Here is an 18571-nt window from a genome sequence, read left to right as displayed (position 1 = left end):
AGAAATGAAAAAGGAGCGATAAGCGCTCCTTTTAGGGTAATCGTTTTTTATACAGCGTCTTCGTCTTCTTCGCCAGTACGAATACGTACCACACGTTCAACATCAGTAATGAAGATCTTACCGTCACCAATCTTACCGGTTTGAGCCGTTTCGATAATGGTATCTACGCATTGATCCGCAACTTCATCAGTCACGACAATTTCTAATTTCACTTTTGGCAAAAAGTCGACCATATACTCTGCGCCACGGTATAGCTCAGTATGACCTTTCTGACGTCCGAAACCTTTTACTTCAGATACAGTCATACCTGTAATGCCAACTTCTGCAAGTGCTTCACGTACATCATCAAGCTTAAATGGCTTGATAATCGCTTCAATCTTTTTCATGTTCATCCCTTAAACTGTACGAATAGCTCATTATCGGTTAGCTATTGTAAACATTCAATGAAAAAAGCCAGAGCTTTAAAGCTCTGGCTCGAAATTTATCATCTTGTTTAATTAGCGCTTTGAGGAAACTTTATTTAAGGCTTGCATAGTAAGCAGCTAGGTTCGCGATATCATCATCACTTAACATTGAAGCTTGAGCTTGCATTACAGCTGCTAAGCCGCCATTACGTTGCTTTGTTTTGTACGCGTTAATTGATGACACAATATACTGTTCATTCTGTCCCTTGAGGTTCGGGTAACCGGGGATGACAGCGATTCCATCTGCACCATGACATGCTGCACAGATTGCGGCTTTAGCTTGACCTGCGGCAACATCCCCTGCCAGAGCATTACCACTCAATAGTCCAAATCCAATAACTAATCCTAGTGTAATTTTCTTCATTGCATATTCCATTAATTATTTTTATTAAAGTAACGTCAAATTGTGACACAAACTTTTTTTACTTGCTCCAAAGCGCTTCACAATCTTGACCTTCGTAGTTTTTATCTACGAATAAGCCTAAAACTGCGATCACTCGATCACCATCCATTAATATTGGTGTTCGACGTCGTAACCAACTTGGTACCTGATACTCTTGAAAGAGCTTCTTAAGCTTTCTGCTATGCCCGCGTCCAACAGGGTGAGCCGATAATCCTTCCGGATTAAAAATCACCCTTAGTGTTACGCTTTTATCCGACAAACTAAAGCTTTGCAAATCACGGTTGCTAGATACGCCCTCACTCATCGCTGAACTTAAGTGTAGCTCCCCTAAACCATCAGGCAGAACTAAGCTACCTTCCGCTGAAATATCACTTTGCCAGCTCGACAAATCTTGGGTGTCTTGTACCAAATAGAGCTGGTTATTAAAACGCCTAATCTCAACATCATTCAACACCAGCTTAGGATTGGCATCTGCCTGAGCACAGGCTACCTCATCCCAAATAAGTTTTAGCTGCTTTTGGCTCGGCATAGGTTGATTGCAATGGTTCAACCACATTCTTAGCAAGCGTGCGCGCAGTAAATCAGAATGCTGAGATAAGGCCTCAATGCTTAGGCTTAGGCTCTTATTGCCCCTCAAAGCTTGCTGAAAGTGAGACTCAAGCAGTTCATCGAGTAGCAACTCTTGTTCTGCGCACAGTTGAGCGCTGCGACTGACCGACTCTCGAAAACTAGGCCATCGTTCAATTAATGTCGGCGTAACTTGGTGACGAATAAAATTACGGTCATAGCGCAGGTCTTGATTACTCTCATCTTCGACCCAAGTTAAACCCATATTATGAGCTGATGTTTCAATATCTGAGCGGGTCACCGACAGCAGAGGACGAAGCATGAAAGCTTTCCCAAACGGCATAATATTCGCCATAGAAGAGAGTCCTTTTGGGCCACTTCCACGTTTTAACGCTAACAAGAAAGTCTCAAGTTGGTCATCAATGTGCTGACCCGTGACTAACACATCACCCGATCTGACATGCTGCTCAAAAGCTTTATATCGAGCGTCTCGCGCAAGCTTTTCAACGCTCTCGCCACTATTAAGATCTAATGATACTCGCTCTACAGCCAAAGATACCGACAACACATCACACCATGCTTGGCATCGTTCTACCCAGTAGTCGGCGTTTTCGCTTAGGCCATGGTGAACATGTACCGCACGACACTCAATGTCATGCGTTTGCGCGTACTGTGCCGCTAACTCTAACAAAACTCGAGAATCAACACCGCCACTGAAAGCCACGATCAATCTACTAGGCTTAAGTGCGCTTTGATGAAGTGCCGATGTAAAGGTTTTGATTAAGTGAGTCATGAGCGAGTGAACCATGAGAGTAGGTTTGACGGGGGTATGTTCTAATAATAAAAAAGGGTTGGTACTGAGTCCAACCCTTTCATCATCTTGTTACTTGAAGCTGCCTCATTTCAAGGCACGCTTATCAGCAGTAACCGTAGCTCATTAGACGCTGGTAACGACGCTCAAGAAGCGCTTCATTATCAAACTGCTCTAGCTCTTCTAGTTGTTTGACTAGCATGTCTTTCATGTTCTGAGCAGTTTGTACTGGATCGCGGTGCGCGCCACCTAGAGGCTCAGGAATGATTTCGTCGATAAGTTCAAGCTCTTTAAGACGAGGAGCAACTAGACCCATTGCTTCTGCAGCTTGTGGCGCTTTATCTGAATCACGCCATAGGATTGAAGCACAGCCTTCTGGAGATATTACTGAGTACGTAGAGTACTGAAGCATGTTCACGTAATCACCAACGCCGATCGCTAGTGCACCACCAGAACCGCCTTCACCGACAACGTTACAGATAACTGGTACAGATAGACCAGCCATTACCTTTAGATTTTTTGCGATAGCTTCAGATTGGCCACGCTCTTCAGCACCAACACCAGGGTATGCACCCGCCGTGTCGATGAAAGTAATAATTGGCATGTTGAAACGCTCAGCCGTTTCCATTAAGCGAAGAGCCTTACGGTAACCCTCAGGCTTTGGCATACCAAAGTTACGGATCACTTTTTCTTTGGTCTCGCGACCTTTTTGATGACCAATAACCATAACAGGACGGCCATTTAGACGAGCCATACCACCCACAATTGCTTTATCGTCAGCGTAAGCGCGATCACCCGCCATCTCTTCAAATTCTGTGAATGCATGCTCCAGGTAATCTTTGGTATAAGGACGTTGAGGGTGGCGAGCAAGTTGAGCCACCTGCCACGCACCTAAGTCACTAAAGATTTTCTGTTTAAGCTCTAAGCTTTTTTTCTCTAGTTGTTCGATTTCTTTGTCTAGATCTACCGCTGCGTCACCACCGTGACGAGAAACGTCACGTAGCGCTTCGATTTTTGCTTCAAGTTCAGCGATAGGCTTTTCAAATTCTAGAAAGTTCAGGCTCATCTATGAATCCTTGTTGATTCAGCTCCACGTTAGCGAAGCTAAATTTTAGTTAAATTCGAGTTCTACTTGGCTATTTCCAAGCAGCTGTTTTAATTCGTCTAGTAATGTATCACTTGGCGTCACACGCCATTCTGTGCCCAATGTTAACCGCGCTCTAGCGTCGGCACGTTGGTAGTATACATTGACTGGGACCGTTCCGGCTCTATAAGGTTCTAAGATTTGACCAAAGCGTTCAAAAAATTGACCATTAATCTGGGATTGATCGATAGATATCGATACCCCACGAGCATATTTTTCACGGGCGCTTCCTAAGTCCATGACCTCGCGCGCGGACATTTTAAGCCCACCGTTGAAGTCATCAAAGCTGACCTGTCCAGAAACGACCACAATTTTGTCTTTTTCGAGCAATTCTGCGTAGCGATCGAGTGCATCAGAGAACAACATCACTTCCATTCGGCCAGATCGGTCATCAAGTGTCATTAAACCGATTCGTGTACCGCGTTTCGTGGTCATGACCCTAGCAGCAATGACCAAGCCTGCAATCGTTAATGATTGGTCACGACGCGTTGGCGTAGCATCTTTCAAACGACAGCTGGTGTATTTTGCTAACTCTTTGATGTAAGCATTCACCGGGTGACCCGTTAAATACAAACCCAGTGTTTCTCGCTCACCTTCAAGCCAAACTTTTTCAGGCCATTTAGGTACTTGAGTATACTTGTGTTCAACCTCTTCTGGAGCATCAGTCAACACACCAAACATGTCGGATTGACCAAACGACTCAGCATGGTGATGTTGGCTTGCAGCTTTAACTGCATCTTTCAATGACGCCATCATCGCAGCACGGTGAGGACCTAATCTATCTAAGGCTCCAGATAGAATCAACTTTTCGATAACACGTTTGTTAACCTTCTTCAGATCAAGACGCGCACAGAAGTCGAATAAATCTTTAAAGTAACCGCCCTTATTGCGCGCTTCAATAATCGCTTCAATAGGGCCTTCACCCACCCCTTTTATCGCACCAATACCATAAACAATCGCTCCGTCTTCATCGACATTGAATCGGTATAGGCCTGAATTGATATCAGGTGGAAGAAGCTTAAGCTTCATACGGAAACACTCATCAACAAGGCCAATAACCTTCTCCGTGTTGTCCATATCTGCGGTCATTACCGCCGCCATAAATTCCGCTGGGTAGTGCGTTTTCAGCCATAATGTTTGATAAGAAACCAATGCGTAGGCAGCCGAGTGAGATTTGTTGAAGCCGTAGCCCGCAAACTTCTCTACCAAGTCAAAGATCTTCATGGCCAATTCGCCATCAACACCGTTAGCTTCAGCACCCTCTTTAAAGGTACCGCGCTGTTTTGCCATCTCTTCAGGCTTTTTCTTACCCATCGCACGACGCAGCATATCGGCTCCACCAAGCGTATAACCCGCCAGAATCTGAGCGATTTGCATTACCTGTTCTTGATACAGGATGATGCCGTAAGTCGGTTCTAATGTTTCTTTTAACGACTCGTGTTGCCACGTTTCATCGGGGTAAGATACTGCTTCTCGTCCATGTTTACGGTCGATAAAGTTATCTACCATACCTGATTGAAGAGGGCCCGGACGGAACAAGGCCACTAATGCGATGATATCTTCAAAACAGTCGGGCTGTAGACGCTTGATCAGGTCTTTCATACCGCGAGATTCCAGCTGGAATACCGCCGTCGTTTCAGAATTTTGTAATAAGTTAAACGACGCTTGGTCATCAAGAGGAATCGACTCGATACGAACCGGATCTTTACCCTCTTTTGCCAAACGTGGATTCACTAAGCCCAATGCCCAATCGATAATAGTTAAGGTACGCAACCCCAAGAAGTCAAACTTAACCAAGCCAGCGGTTTCTACGTCATTCTTATCGAATTGCGTTACTGGGAAGTTACCTTCCGCATCGGCATAAATAGGTGCAAAGTCAGTAATCGTGGTGGGTGAGATTACAACCCCCCCAGCGTGCTTACCAGCGTTTCGTGTACAACCTTCTAGAATTCGACATTTATCAATCAGCTCACGAACTTCTTCATCACCATCATAGAGTTCAGGTAATGCGGGTTCAGCGAGGAAGGCTTTCTCTAGCGTCATACCCGGGTCAGGCGGAACTAGCTTAGAAATTCGGTCAACAAAGCCAAATGGGTGGCCTAACACACGACCTACATCTCGAATTACCGCTTTCGCTGCCATGGTACCGAAGGTGATGATCTGCGAAACAGCATCACGGCCATACATTTCTGCAACGTGATCAATGACTTGGTCACGCTTATCCATACAGAAATCGATATCAAAATCGGGCATCGATACACGCTCTGGGTTCAAGAAACGTTCAAAAAGTAGATCGTATTCAAGTGGGTCAAGATCGGTGATATCCAATGCATAAGCCACCAAAGAACCAGCACCAGAACCACGGCCTGGACCAACAGGTACATCGTTGTCTTTGGACCACTGGATGAACTCCATAACAATCAAGAAGTAGCCTGGGAACCCCATGTTATTGACAACTTCAAGTTCAATTTTGAGGCGCTCATCGTACTCTGGCCTACGCTCTGCTCGGATTTTTTCGTCAGGGAATAGAAACTCTAAACGACGCTCAAGACCTTCTTCTGACTTCTTAATCAGGAAGTCTTCAATCGCTAAACCTTCGGTTGGGAAGTTAGGCAAGAAGTATTCGCCAAGGCGAACGGTTACATTACAACGCTTAGCAATCTCGACACTGTTTTCCAGAGCTTCAGGGATATCAGAGAACAACTCGCACATCTCTTCTTCGCTACGAAGGTATTGCTGTGCGCTGTAGTTTTTTGGTCGACGTGGATCAACCATTGTAAAACCGTCGTGGATCGCTACGCGGATTTCGTGAGCGTCAAAAAGATCTTCGGTTAGGAACACCACTTCATTCGTCGCAACAACAGGCAAATCTTCTTGTTCTGCCAGTTCTAATGCAAAGTGTAGGTAAGACTCTTCATCCGGACGCCCGGTACGAATAAGCTCAAGGTAAAAACGATCTGCGAAATACGTTTTGTAAAACTCAACGCTGCTCGCGACAAGTTCACGGTTACCTTTCAGTAACGCTTTGCCAATCTCACCATCTTTGGCGCCCGATAAAATAATCAGGCCTTCTGCATGCTCAATTAACCATTCTTTATCGAGAACAGGTTGATGCTGTACATGACCACGAAGATAGGCCTTCGAGATCAATAAAGTAAGGTTGTTGTAACCCTTGTTATCCGTGGCCAGTATTGTCAACTTTGTTAACTCGTCACCAAATTCTGGAGACTGCATAACGAAGTCCGCACCAATAATAGGTTTAACCCCACACCCATGGGCAGTACCGTAAAACTTAACCAAGCCACAAAGGTTGGTAAAGTCGGTAAGTGCTAGAGCAGGCATACCCATTTCAGCTACTTTTTTTACTAATGGTGGCACCTTAGATAGGCCATCCACCATCGAAAAGTCACTGTGTACGCGTAGGTGAACAAATTTTGGATCTGACATTATTTTTCCTGAGTTCTAGGCTCAAGCCTAGGATTACAACTGTGTGTATTCTATTTTTTTCTGCCGCAAATAGGCAACTTTATTCGCTGCTACGTTTAAATCAATACGAAGCCCTAATCAATATAAAGCTCGAACCAATTTAAAGCGTTGGCCAAAGCACGTTAATCGATACCTAAAATACGTTTTACTGGTTTGAAGCTCTTACGGTAATGTTCGGTTACGCCGTGTTTTTCAATTGCTTCGAAATGCGCTTTAGTTGGGTAACCTTTATGTTTAGCGAAACCAAATTCGGGATGGATCTTATCAAGTTCTTCCATCTCTTGATCACGGACCACTTTAGCAATAATAGACGCCGCACTGATTTCAGCGACTCGTAAGTCACCCTTTACAATAGCCATACCGTCCATCGGCAGTTCAGGAACACGGTTACCATCGATTAATGCCATATCGGGCTGAATATTAAGTCCGGCAATGGCACGCTGCATCGCTACCATGGTTGCTTGCAGAATATTAAGTTCATCAATCTCTTGAGGAGAACAGCGACCAACAGACCACGCCAACGCTTTTTCTTTGATTTCAGGAAGTAAAGCAAGGCGTTTTTTTTCAGACAGTTTTTTGGAGTCGTTCAAGCCTTCAATTGGATTATTTGGATCAAGAATAACCGCAGCCGTCACTACATCACCAACCAATGGCCCACGCCCCACTTCATCCACACCAGCAAACAACTGGTAACCCTCAGGATACTCAAAAGGAGGAAGTTCTTTTTTCTCTTTTACTGCCATAATTATTCTCTTAGTGCTCTATTAAAGCTATCAACGCTTACGCTTCAACAAATGGCTTATTAATAAGGTTCAAGACTGCATTGGCTGCTTGCTTGTCCGCGCCTTTACGAATCCAATGATGCATCTCAGTAAAGCGTTCGATCAACGCAGTATTGTCCGCTGAGAGCATTTTATCGACAGACGGAAACAAAAAGTCTGGGTGACACTCTTCAAGAATATGTTCTTTCACTATCTCTTCACCTGCCAAAATATTCGGCAATGAGACGAACTCGGTAATCGATAATTTCTTAACAATGTATCCCGTCAGTTTATTTACTTTGTAGCCAACGACCATCGGGCGTTTCAGTAACATACACTCAAGAGCAACAGTACCTGAGGCAAGCAGCACAGAATCAGCAGCGGTAATTACGTTTCTCGCGGTATCATCCACTAACGAGAATTCAAGTTCAGGTGCTGTCGATTGCCAAATGTCGGTAAACTGTTTTTTACGCTGTTCGTTAACAAGCGCAACAACAAAATTGATATCAGGGTATTTCTGTTTAATGCGTTGGCACGTTTCGATAAATGGTTGAGCAATCAAACTCATCTCACCACCACGGCTACCCGGCAATACCGCAAGCCACTGCTTATCTTGATCTAAACCTAAAAGCTCTCGAGCTTCCTGCTTATTTGGGTCCAGAGGGATAGCGTCTGCCAAGGTATGGCCAACAAATTCACAGGCAACATTATATTTATCGTAGAACGCTTTTTCGAATGGCAAGAAAGCAAGGACTAAATCAGTTGCTTTATCGATTTTAAAGATACGCTTAGGACGCCAAGCCCAAACTGAAGGGCTAACATAATGAACCGTTTTAATTCCAGCTTTCTTCAGATCTAACTCAAGTCTCAGGTTGAAGTCAGGAGCATCAATACCAACAAAGACATCTGGTGGGTTCTGTGTGAAATACTTAACCAGTTCTGCTTTCACTTTTAACAAACGAGGTAAACGACCCAATACTTCAACTAACCCCATTACGGCAAGCTCTTCCATTTCGAAAAGAGATTCACAACCCAGAGCCTTCATCTTTGGTCCACCGATACCTACGAACTCAGCATTCGGATACTGGGATTTTATTGCTTTGATGAAACCTTCACCTAGCGTGTCTCCGGAGAGCTCTCCCACAACAATACCGACTCGCAGTGGTTCATTCGAAACAAAGTTAGAGCTATCAGTATGCGCATCTTGTTGTGCCATAATTTTCAATTCCCTTCTTGCCTAAAACAAAAAAGATCGCCTAACAAGTAGCGATCTTTTTGTTATACCAATCTGATGAAGTAATGATTGTCATACTCATGTTGACTGGTACATAACCACATCAAGTATTAACGAATAATACCGCGCTCAGAGTTCTCTAGCATTTCTAACATCGGAGTTATAGAAGTAAACTCTTTCGCCATTTCAACTAAAGCCACTTTCGCTTCTTCAAGTGTTTTGCCTGAGCGGTATAACTCTTTGTACGCTTTTTGTAATGCTCGGATTTCCGGTTTCTCAAACCCATTTCGCTTCAAGCCCACTAGGTTAAGACCAAATGGAGCAGCATGGTTGCCCTGCGCAAGCACGTACGGCAGTACATCTTGAACAACAGCAGAGCAGCCGCCAATATAAGCGTAAGCGCCGATTGAACAGAATGGGTGAATAGCAGAAAGCGCCATAACGCCAGCGTAATCGCCTACGGTTACGTGGCCACCAAGAATCGCATTGTTACCAATATGAGTATGGTTACCAACAATTACATCGTGCGCTACGTGAGCATTGACACAAAGTAGGTTGTCATCACCAATCACTGTGGTTGCTTTATCTTGAGTTGTACCACGGTGGATCTGAACTGCTTCACGGATCACATTACGATCACCGATCACAACAGTTGTGTCTTCACCGCCGTATTTCTTATCTTGGTTTTCTTCACCAATCACTGCGTGTGGGAAGATTCGATTTTGCTTACCAATTGTTGTGTGACCTTTGATCACAACATGTGACATCACTTCTGTGTCATCGCCAATAGTCACATTACCAGCAATGTAAGTGAAAGGCCCAACCGTCACGTTAGCACCGATTGTCACATCACCTTCGATTACTGCTGCCGGGTGAATTTTCGCTGTTTCATGAATCATATTAAAACTCTCTACGAGCACATTTAAGTTCAGCTGAACATACTACGACGCCGTCTACTTTAGCTACACCATTAAATGATGCGATACCACGACGCTCTTTTAAAAACTCAACTTCGATAACTAACTGGTCACCTGGCACTACAGGTTTACGGAATTTTGCTTTATCGACACTTGCAAAGTAGTAAAGCTCATTGCCAGAAGGAGCACCAAAGGATTTAAATGCCAAAAGACCTGTAGCTTGTGCCATTGCTTCTAAGATCAACACGCCTGGGAATACAGGAAGTTGTGGGAAGTGGCCTGTGAACTGAGGTTCGTTAACAGAGACATTCTTAATTGCAGTCAGTGTTTTTTCTTTTTCAAAGCTAGTCACACGATCAACCATTAAGAATGGGTAGCGATGAGGTAATAGTTCCTGAATTTCAGTAATGTTCATCGTTGTCTGTTCAGTAGTCAAAGTCGTATTCCTATATATTCTTTATTTAATTAGAAGGATTATAAACGAAAAAGACTCGCTGCTCGCGAGCCTTTTATTAGAAATGCTGGAATTATGATTCCGCGCTCTTCTCAATAAGTTTTTCAACGGTTTTCAAACGCTTGTTCATTTCATCAATACGATGTACACGCGTTGCTGTTTTACGCCAATCTTTGTTTGGCTGTAAAGGAATACCAGAAGAGTACATGCCTTTCTCAGTGATGCTACGCATTACCATCCCCATACCAGTGATTGTAACGCCGTCAACGATTTCAATGTGACCATTAATCACGCAGCCACCACCAATGATACAGTACTTACCTATCGTTGTGCTGCCAGCGACAATAGTACCACCGGCAAGGGCAGAACCATATCCGATGTGAACGTTGTGAGCAATTTGAAGTTGGTTATCTAAGATAACATTATCTTCAATCACAGTATCGTCCAAAGCACCACGGTCGATGGTTGTACACGCGCCAATTTCTACGCGATTACCAATACGAACTGAACCGACTTGCGGAATCTTAACCCACTCGCCTTTCTCGTTTGCATAACCAAAGCCATCAGAGCCAACGACAGTGCTTGATTGGATCAAACACGCATCGCCAATAACAACCTCATGATAAATGCTTACATTCGCCCACAACTTAGTGCCGGAGCCAACCTTTGCGTTTTTACCAATAAAGCAACCTGCACCGATGACTACATCATCACCAAGTACAACGCCTGATTCAATCACTGCGTTTGCACCAATAGACACATTTTGTCCAATGGTCGCATCGCCTGAAATTGAAGCAGAATCAGCAATAGCCGCAGCTGGTGCTGGAGTAGTGTCAAGCGCTTGAGCCACTTTAGCAAAAGCAACGTAAGGGTCATTAACCACAATAACGTTGGTCTTACAAAGTTCACGCTCAGTCTCTTTGACCATAATAGCGGATGCCTTACAGTCACCTAAGTGCTTGCTGTACTTAACGTTAGAAAGGAACGTAATGTTACCTTCTTGCGCTTTATCCATAGGAGCGACTGCTGAGACGGTAATACTACCGTCTCCATGTAGCTCTCCACCGGTAATCGTTGCCAATTCGGCTAAAGTCAGGTTCTTCATAAAAACTTATTTCAGTGCTTTAATTACTTTCTCAGAGATGTTGTATTCTGGCTTACCATACTGCAGAGCTTGAATATCAACAATCATGTCGTAGCCTTCTTTCTCTGCAACTTTAGTTACAGCATCTTGAATCACTTTGAAAAGCTTCTGCTTCTCTTGCGCTTCACGACGTTGGCTTGCTTTTTCTAGTGCTTGAGCTTTGATTTTGTACTTACTGTCTAGTTGACCTACTTCGATACGTAGCTTCTCAACTTCGTCAGGACCTAACAGTTCGCCATCACGCTTAAGCTTTTCGATCTTAGTCTTAGCTTGTGCTTGAATACTTTGTAGTTCAGCCGCTTTGTCTTTGAACTCTTCCTGCATTTTTTGAAGAACAACTTCACGCTGAGGTAGAGCCTGGAATACTTGTGCAGTGTTTACATAACCCACTTTTTGCGCAGCTTCAGCCGCTGTTGCAAAGAAAGAAGAGCTAAGAACTACAAGGCCTAAACCTGCTGCTTTAATCATATTTTTCAAAATATTGTCCTTTAAATATTAGAAGGTTCTACCGATGGTGAATGTGAAGAACTCTTCATCATCACCTTCGTAAACTTTAATTGGTTTCGCTAGAGAGAAAACCAGTGGGCCCATTGGTGACATCCATTGAAGAGCGGCACCATAAGATGAGCGATAATTACTTGGATCAGAGTAATCGTAGTAATACTGACTGCCACTGTTAGGTGCGCCTCGGTCTACGAATTCTGTATCCCATACACTTGCCATGTCGAAGAAAACACTGGTGCGAATTTGACTACGCGCTTCATCAGAAGCAAACGGCGTTGGTACGATTAGCTCTAAACTAGCCAAAGCAACCGCATTACCACCTACTGAATCATCCGTAGCTGTGTCGTAAGTTGGGTTGTTACCCGTACTGCTTCCGTAAACGGCTTTCGGACCTGCCGAGTTAGAACCAAAACCACGTAGCGTAGTGAAACCACCTGCATAATAGTTCTCGTAGAATGGGAACAAGTTATCGTTACCATCCGTCTGACCATAACCATTACCATAGCCTAATCGGCCACGCATCAATAGTGTGAACTCATGCTTTTTGGTCAGCGGGATGTAATGTTTTACATCATACTGCGCTTTGAAGTACTGAGCATCAGACCCTGGTACCGTCATTTTAGCGAAAGCACGTTGGTGGTTACCCTCGGTTGGGAAAAAACCACGGTTCAAGTTATTACGTGTCCAAGAAATATTGATGTCGAAATCATCGGTCAAGATGTGTTCGTCACCATATTGGTCAATACTTCTCGCAAACTGTTCAACTTGAATATAGGTCGGAACGTTACCGATCTTGTTGTGTGTATAGCCGATACCAAACTCGATACGATTCAGCTCATCGACAGGGAAGCCCCATGTTAGGCTGGTACCATAACTTTGGTTGGTATAGTCGACGATACCCGCTTCAGATGCTTCGAACTCGTTGTAGAAGATCTTACCGCCTAAACTCACACCATCAAGGTTCCAGTATGGGTCACGGTAGTCTAAGCTCACGTTCTTCTGGTAATCGTTCATCATGGCACTAACGCCAACACGGTTACCTGAACCCGCAAAGTTATCTTGTTGCAAACCAACTTGGAAACTCACGCCTGACTCAGTACCGTAACCAACACCAAAGTTGATGCTGCCTGAGTTAGCTTCTTTAACGTTGTAAACCAAATCAACTTGGTCGTCACTACCTGGGACACGTACGGTTTGTACATCCACAGTTTCAAAGTAACCTAAACGGTTCAGGCGGCTCTTACCGGTATCAATTGACTTAGAGTTAAGCCAGCTTCCTTCCATTTGACGCATCTCACGACGTAACACTTCATCTTTGGTTGAGTTGTTACCCGTAAAACGAATATCACGAACGTAGATACGACTACCCGCTTCTACATTGATCACTAACGAAACTTCTTTCGTTTCATCATCAAATTCTGGAATAGTGCGAACTTGTGGATAGGCATAGCCTGATTCACCAAGAATTCGTTTAACGTTTTCTTCAAGTGAAGTCACCGAAGAACCGTTATAAACATCGCCATCTTCAAATGGGACTAATGCGTCGAAATCTGCTTCACGACCGATCAACTCACCACGGAAAGCGACATCTTTAACGATATAGGCCTCACCTTCATCAATACCGAGCGTGATATAAACGCCTTTTTTGTCTGGTGAGATCGCTACCTGAGTAGAATCGACCTTGAATTTAAGGTAACCACGGTCAAGATAGTAAGATTTCAGAGCTTCAATATCGCCAGCCAATACTTGCTTTTGGTATTTTTCATCCGCAAGAAAGTTCCACCATGCAACATCGACATTCAAGTTGAAACGACTGAGCAAGTCAGCATCAGAGAACACTTCATTACCAATAAAGTTGATTTGCTGAATTTTAGCGGACACGCCTTCAGTAAACACAAATTTAAGGTCAGAACGGTTACGCGGCAAAGGCGTAACAACTGCTTTTACGGTTGCGTTGTATTTACCAACACTGTAATAAAAGTCTTCGAGGCCTTTCTCAATGTTACTCAGTGTTGTACGGTCAAGCGCTTCACCTTCACGAACACCAGACGCATCTAGGTTCTGTTGAAGCTGCTCTTCTTTGATCGCTTTATTTCCTGAAAACGAGATACTTGCAATGGTTGGCCGCTCTTTAACTTGAACAACTAAAACACCTTCATCACGAAGTACTTTAACGTCCTCAAAGTTACCTGAAGCATATAATGCGCGAATGATCTCAGATACATCGCCTTCATCTACTTCATCACCAATACGTACTGGCATTTTCAGTAGAGCTGCACCAAGTGCAACACGCTGTAAACCTTCGATCTTGATATCTTGAACCACAAAGTTTTGTGCTCCGTTCGCAGCCACACTAGTGGCCAATAGACTTGCGAACAGAATTTGCTTAATCGCCATACTTATTCTAATTATTCCTTGCTACTACCAATGCCTGTAAGAAACCATTTACAGGCGAGTAAAATCGTTAAATATTGCCAGAGCCATCAAAGAGAAGAGGATTGCCCCTCCCACTCTGTACCCCATCTCCTGAACTTTTTCAGGGACCGGTTTACGAGTAACGGCTTCAATAGCGAAAAAGAGCAAATGTCCGCCATCAAGCATAGGCAGCGGAACCAAATTAATAATACCTAAGTTCACACTAATCAAAGCCAAAAAGCCTAGGAAATAAACCAAACCATAATCGGCGGTTGTCCCTGCACCTTTGGCAATTGAAATAGGACCACTCAAGTTGTTTAAGCCAACATCACCAACGATAAGCTTTTTAAGCATTGTCAGCGTCAAACCAATAATTTGACCTGTTTTATCAAATGCTTTTCCTACAGAATCAATTACACCAAATTGTAACTCAAAGCGATAATCTTCTGGCCATTCTGCGACTTCTGGAGCAATACCCGCATAGCCAATTACAGAACCATCAGAAAGCTCCCGGCTTTTTGGCGTCATAACCAATGACTGCTCAGCACCATTTCTCAACACAACAAGGTCTAATGACGTCATCGGGTTTGCACGAACTAACTCGACTACCGACTGCCACTGTTCAATGGGCTGCCCATCAATCTCAACAATTTTATCACCGGCTTCTAACCCTGCCGAGTATGCCGCACCGTCGTCAATCACTTGAGCAAGCGTTGTCGATATTTCTGGCGAATACGGTCTAAAACCAAGCGTTGTCATTGCAGATTCAGTTTCTGGGTTAAACGACCAGTCTGAGATATCCAATGTCATCTGTTGTTCGAAGCCGATATCATCTTGAGAAGCGACAGTTACAGTCATGGATTGATCACCAATGTGTGATATCAAACCCATATTAACAGATTCCCAATCTGCGGTTTTGATTCCTGAAACTGATTTAAGTTCCATTCCACTTTCAATTCCGGCTTGTGCGGCAATAGATTGCGGGGCGACTTCGCCGATTACGGGTTTAACCGCAGGCACACCAATCAAAAATACCAACCAGTACGCAAACACAGCAAAGATAAAATTAAATGCAGGACCGGCACCGACTATCGCAGTTCTTTTCCACAATGGCTTCTTATCAAAAGCGTATTGTTGTTCATCTTCAGAAAGGTCATCAACACGACCATCAAGCATCTTAACGTAGCCGCCCAATGGAATAGCTGACAAGCTGTACTCTGTGCCATCACGGCCAACTTTGCTCCAGATTGATTTACCAAAACCAATCGAGAATTTTTCAACTTTCACACCACAGCGACGAGCAACCCAGAAGTGTCCAAACTCATGAACAGCGACCAGAATGCCAAGCGCTACAATAAAAGATGCGAAGTTCCACAGAATTCCACTCATGTAAGCTGCTCTTTAATAAATTGAATGGCTATTAGACGAGACATATTATCGAGCTCGAGAAGGCTTTCCAAGCTATCTAAGCCCTCAGAGTTATGTTGTTCACATACTTTGCTCATAACATGCTCGTTAATGATAGCAATATCGGTAAACTTCACCTGATTATTCAAGAAAGCATCAACTGCAATTTCGTTTGCCGCATTAATTGCAGTTGTTGCATGCTGACCTAAGTAGCAAGCTTCAATCGCTAATCTTAAGCAAGGGTAACGAGTTAAATCAGGCTCTAAGAATGTCAGCTCACCAACCTTAGTAAAGTCCAACGGCTTAACACCGGCTTCAGTACGTTCAGGATAAGACATGGTTAGAGCGATCGGCGTCGCCATATCGGGTTCGCCCATTTGAGCCAATACTGAACCATCTTTGTACTGAACCATAGAATGAATAACAGACTGAGGGTGAATAATAACTTTGAGTTGTTCTTGAGAAGCATTGAATAGCCATTTCGCTTCAATGTACTCTAGGCCCTTATTCATCATAGTTGCTGAATCAACAGAGATCTTAGGCCCCATAGACCAGTTAGGGTGCGCAATAGCTCGTTCAGGAGTCACTGATTCGAGTTCTGCGACATCGGTATAGCGGAAAGGGCCACCAGAGCCGGTCAAAAGAATATGATTGATACCGTTCTCTTCTAGGTTACAACGACCTAGATTGGTTTGTACGTTTTGTGGTAGGCATTGAAAAATAGCATTATGTTCACTATCTACAGGAAGTAGCTCGGCCCCGTACTTTTCTACAGCGTCGATAAACAGCTGACCTGACATCACCAAAGCTTCTTTGTTGGCAAGTAGGATACGCTTACCGGCTTTAACCGCAGACATCGTAGGAAGCAAACCTGCCGCACCGACAATAGCAGCCATAACTGTGTCGACTTCCTCTAAAGAAGCGACCTGACACATACCTTCCGGACCTGAAAGTACTGTAACGTTAGGGTAATTTTCGGACAACATGCCTGTCAGCTGAGATGCAGCATCAGGACAAGCCATAGCAACATAGCTTGGTTGCCACTTTTCAACTAACGCCAGCATCTTTTCAACGTTCGAGCCTGCAGCCAGTGCAACGACCGAATAAAGTTCTGGATTTTGCTCAACGACTTTTAGTGTACTTGCACCAATTGAGCCGGTAGCGCCAAGGATAGTTAGATTTCGCATCACATATGACCGTAGAAATGTAATAAAGGGCAGAAACACTGCCCTTTTTTATTAGAATGCTAAATAAAGCAGAGCAAAGACAGGGAATGCAGCCGTTAAGCTATCTATTCTATCAAGTATACCACCATGACCAGGAATCAGATTACTACTGTCTTTCACTCCGGAAACACGCTTAAACATGCTTTCTACAAGGTCACCAAGAACAGAGATAACAACGGTCACTAGGGTAATAATAATCATGTGAAGAGGGCTGGTGAATTGGATATCAAACAAATCAGCAAAGATCCAAGCCACGATCACCGCAGTAATAATGCCACCAATAAGACCTTCAATCGTCTTATTCGGACTTACCGCAGGTGCCATTTTTCGCTTACCAAAACTCTTTCCTGAAAAATAAGCCCCGCTGTCTGCTGCCCAAACAAGCAAACAAACAAACATTACCAATTTTGCACCGTGGTAAGGGTCAACATCGATGCCGTTAGCGCGCAGGATAACCACACTCCAGAAGAATGGCAGTAAAGTCAATACACCAAAAGCATGACGAAGGAAAGAAGAGTCTTTCCATGCTGGCATCGACTTAGGATAAGTCACTGCCATACCACTTGCGATTACCCACCAAATAGAACCAATAGTTAATATTGCGTAATGGGCGCTAGATAAGTCATTAAGGCTAAATGCATCAAAAGGGATAAAAGCAAAACTTACCGCACTGACCACAACCGTTGGAATCAAGGCTAAATAACGCGACTTGCTTTCAACAAACTGAGTCCACTCCCAAAATCCCAAGAGCGAGATGACCGCTAATGAAAAAATAAACGTAGGAAGTGACAACTCGAAAATACCTAGAATAACTAGGGGAGCTAAAATCAACGCCGTAATAATTCGTTGTTTCAAACCAAAAAATCCTTATTAACTGTCCATCAGAGCTTTGATCTGTTCACCGGTGCATCCGAAACGACGCTCACGGTTTACAAACCAAGTCACAGCTTCTACTAAGCTGTCTTCATTAAAGTCTGGCCAGAATTGTTCAGTGAAATACATTTCAGCGTAAGCCAATTGCCAAAGCATAAAGTTACTAATGCGACACTCGCCACTAGTACGAATTAATAGGTCAACTTCCGGAATATCGGCCATAGTCAGGTGTTGTGTAATCATAGCTTCATCAATGTCTTCTACATTAATATCACCAGACTTTACCTGTTGAGCAATAGAAGTCATTGCTTGCTGGATATCCCACTTGCCACCGTAGTTGGCCGCAATATTAATAACCATGCCAGTATTGGTGCGAGTCAAAGCTTCCGCTTCTTCGATCTTCTTTTGGAGTCGATCATTGAAACGACTTTTGTCACCAATAACACGAAGCTGTAGATTGTTTTTATGAAGTTTTTTTACTTCACTCGAAAGGACTGAAATAAACAGTTCCATCAAGATACCGACTTCTTCTTCAGGACGACGCCAGTTCTCGCTACTAAACGCAAAAAGTGTAACGGCTTTAATGCCAAGTCTGGCTGCAGAAGAGATGGTTTTGCGAACGGCTTTAACACCGTTTTTATGACCAAAAACGCGAGGCTTGCCCTTAGCTTTTGCCCAGCGACCATTACCATCCATAATGATAGCAATGTGTTTAGGAAGAGAGTCTGTGAACGCTTGAGAATTATGCATAAAAGAGTGAA

General features: G+C 43.8%; 16 protein-coding genes. All 16 read right to left on the bottom strand.

Features of this window, described 5'->3' with window-relative positions; translation table 11 throughout:
* Positions 1 to 47 precede the first annotated feature (47 nt).
* Complete coding sequence (glnB, locus tag SJY39_RS05340; protein WP_004738609.1) at positions 48 to 386, bottom strand: nitrogen regulatory protein P-II; 339 nt, start codon at positions 384 to 386, stop codon at positions 48 to 50.
* Between the two features lie 130 nt (positions 387 to 516).
* The gene (locus SJY39_RS05335; RefSeq protein WP_010436524.1) at positions 517 to 828 is read right to left on the bottom strand and encodes a cytochrome c; all 312 of its coding nucleotides are present in this window, start codon (positions 826 to 828) and stop codon (positions 517 to 519) included.
* A 58-nt stretch (positions 829 to 886) separates the two neighbouring features.
* Positions 887 to 2227 carry a tRNA lysidine(34) synthetase TilS gene (gene tilS / locus SJY39_RS05330; protein ID WP_016787746.1) on the bottom strand — a complete coding sequence of 447 codons (1341 nt, stop codon included), beginning with the start codon at positions 2225 to 2227 and terminating at the stop codon, positions 887 to 889.
* A 124-nt stretch (positions 2228 to 2351) separates the two neighbouring features.
* Positions 2352 to 3311: an acetyl-CoA carboxylase carboxyl transferase subunit alpha gene (gene accA, locus SJY39_RS05325; protein WP_010436520.1), complete on the bottom strand. Its 960-nt coding sequence runs from the start codon at positions 3309 to 3311 to the stop codon at positions 2352 to 2354.
* A 45-nt stretch (positions 3312 to 3356) separates the two neighbouring features.
* A complete protein-coding gene (gene dnaE / locus SJY39_RS05320) occupies positions 3357 to 6836 on the bottom strand; it encodes a DNA polymerase III subunit alpha (RefSeq protein ID WP_010436518.1) in 3480 nt (1159 codons plus the stop codon).
* Positions 6837 to 6997: 161 nt separating this feature from the next.
* Complete coding sequence (rnhB, locus tag SJY39_RS05315; protein ID WP_016785005.1) at positions 6998 to 7618, bottom strand: ribonuclease HII; 621 nt, start codon at positions 7616 to 7618, stop codon at positions 6998 to 7000.
* A gap of 37 nt (positions 7619 to 7655) precedes the next feature.
* Positions 7656 to 8852: a lipid-A-disaccharide synthase gene (lpxB, locus tag SJY39_RS05310; protein ID WP_010436514.1), complete on the bottom strand. Its 1197-nt coding sequence runs from the start codon at positions 8850 to 8852 to the stop codon at positions 7656 to 7658.
* A 128-nt stretch (positions 8853 to 8980) separates the two neighbouring features.
* Positions 8981 to 9769 carry an acyl-ACP--UDP-N-acetylglucosamine O-acyltransferase gene (gene lpxA, locus SJY39_RS05305; protein ID WP_010436512.1) on the bottom strand — a complete coding sequence of 263 codons (789 nt, stop codon included), beginning with the start codon at positions 9767 to 9769 and terminating at the stop codon, positions 8981 to 8983.
* A 1-nt stretch (position 9770) separates the two neighbouring features.
* Entirely contained in the window at positions 9771 to 10223 is a 453-nt protein-coding gene (gene fabZ / locus SJY39_RS05300) for a 3-hydroxyacyl-ACP dehydratase FabZ (protein ID WP_009847408.1), read from the bottom strand.
* Positions 10224 to 10314: 91 nt separating this feature from the next.
* Positions 10315 to 11346, bottom strand: a complete 1032-nt coding sequence (lpxD, locus tag SJY39_RS05295; protein ID WP_010436510.1) for a UDP-3-O-(3-hydroxymyristoyl)glucosamine N-acyltransferase — start codon at positions 11344 to 11346, stop codon at positions 10315 to 10317.
* 6 nt (positions 11347 to 11352) lie between these two features.
* Positions 11353 to 11853, bottom strand: coding sequence for an OmpH family outer membrane protein (locus tag SJY39_RS05290; protein WP_016767578.1), 501 nt, complete (start codon positions 11851 to 11853; stop codon positions 11353 to 11355).
* A 27-nt stretch (positions 11854 to 11880) separates the two neighbouring features.
* Positions 11881 to 14286: an outer membrane protein assembly factor BamA gene (gene bamA, locus SJY39_RS05285; protein ID WP_010436504.1), complete on the bottom strand. Its 2406-nt coding sequence runs from the start codon at positions 14284 to 14286 to the stop codon at positions 11881 to 11883.
* Positions 14287 to 14334: 48 nt separating this feature from the next.
* The gene (gene rseP, locus SJY39_RS05280) at positions 14335 to 15693 is read right to left on the bottom strand and encodes a sigma E protease regulator RseP (RefSeq protein ID WP_371959191.1); all 1359 of its coding nucleotides are present in this window, start codon (positions 15691 to 15693) and stop codon (positions 14335 to 14337) included.
* The gene (gene ispC, locus SJY39_RS05275; protein WP_010436498.1) at positions 15690 to 16898 is read right to left on the bottom strand and encodes a 1-deoxy-D-xylulose-5-phosphate reductoisomerase; all 1209 of its coding nucleotides are present in this window, start codon (positions 16896 to 16898) and stop codon (positions 15690 to 15692) included. The genes rseP and ispC overlap by 4 nt, the downstream gene beginning before the upstream one ends.
* Before the next feature lie 51 nt (positions 16899 to 16949).
* Positions 16950 to 17792 carry a phosphatidate cytidylyltransferase gene (locus SJY39_RS05270; protein WP_016793815.1) on the bottom strand — a complete coding sequence of 281 codons (843 nt, stop codon included), beginning with the start codon at positions 17790 to 17792 and terminating at the stop codon, positions 16950 to 16952.
* Between the two features lie 15 nt (positions 17793 to 17807).
* A complete protein-coding gene (locus tag SJY39_RS05265) occupies positions 17808 to 18560 on the bottom strand; it encodes an isoprenyl transferase (RefSeq protein WP_010436491.1) in 753 nt (250 codons plus the stop codon).
* Positions 18561 to 18571 lie beyond the last annotated feature (11 nt).

The organism is Vibrio sp. R78045 (assembly GCF_042466085.1).
In the GTDB taxonomy this organism is placed as follows: Bacteria; Pseudomonadota; Gammaproteobacteria; order Enterobacterales; family Vibrionaceae; genus Vibrio; species Vibrio cyclitrophicus.
This window is presented reverse-complemented; position numbering and strand designations above follow the sequence as displayed.

Excerpts from the sequence above, each read along its gene's own strand:
- ispC (WP_010436498.1), bottom strand. The coding sequence starts at position 16,898 with ATGCGAAATCTAACTATCCTTGGCGCTACCGGCTCAATTGGTGCAAGT.
- SJY39_RS05290 (WP_016767578.1), bottom strand. The coding sequence starts at position 11,853 with ATGATTAAAGCAGCAGGTTTAGGCCTTGTAGTTCTTAGCTCTTCTTTC.
- rnhB (WP_016785005.1), bottom strand. The coding sequence starts at position 7,618 with ATGGCAGTAAAAGAGAAAAAAGAACTTCCTCCTTTTGAGTATCCTGAG.
- rseP (WP_371959191.1), bottom strand. The coding sequence starts at position 15,693 with ATGAGTGGAATTCTGTGGAACTTCGCATCTTTTATTGTAGCGCTTGGC.
- SJY39_RS05335 (WP_010436524.1), bottom strand. The coding sequence starts at position 828 with ATGAAGAAAATTACACTAGGATTAGTTATTGGATTTGGACTATTGAGT.
- lpxD (WP_010436510.1), bottom strand. The coding sequence starts at position 11,346 with ATGAAGAACCTGACTTTAGCCGAATTGGCAACGATTACCGGTGGAGAG.
- lpxA (WP_010436512.1), bottom strand. The coding sequence starts at position 9,769 with ATGATTCATGAAACAGCGAAAATTCACCCGGCAGCAGTAATCGAAGGT.
- accA (WP_010436520.1), bottom strand. The coding sequence starts at position 3,311 with ATGAGCCTGAACTTTCTAGAATTTGAAAAGCCTATCGCTGAACTTGAA.
- lpxB (WP_010436514.1), bottom strand. The coding sequence starts at position 8,852 with ATGGCACAACAAGATGCGCATACTGATAGCTCTAACTTTGTTTCGAAT.
- glnB (WP_004738609.1), bottom strand. The coding sequence starts at position 386 with ATGAAAAAGATTGAAGCGATTATCAAGCCATTTAAGCTTGATGATGTA.
- dnaE (WP_010436518.1), bottom strand. The coding sequence starts at position 6,836 with ATGTCAGATCCAAAATTTGTTCACCTACGCGTACACAGTGACTTTTCG.
- bamA (WP_010436504.1), bottom strand. The coding sequence starts at position 14,286 with ATGGCGATTAAGCAAATTCTGTTCGCAAGTCTATTGGCCACTAGTGTG.
- SJY39_RS05265 (WP_010436491.1), bottom strand. The coding sequence starts at position 18,560 with ATGCATAATTCTCAAGCGTTCACAGACTCTCTTCCTAAACACATTGCT.
- tilS (WP_016787746.1), bottom strand. The coding sequence starts at position 2,227 with ATGACTCACTTAATCAAAACCTTTACATCGGCACTTCATCAAAGCGCA.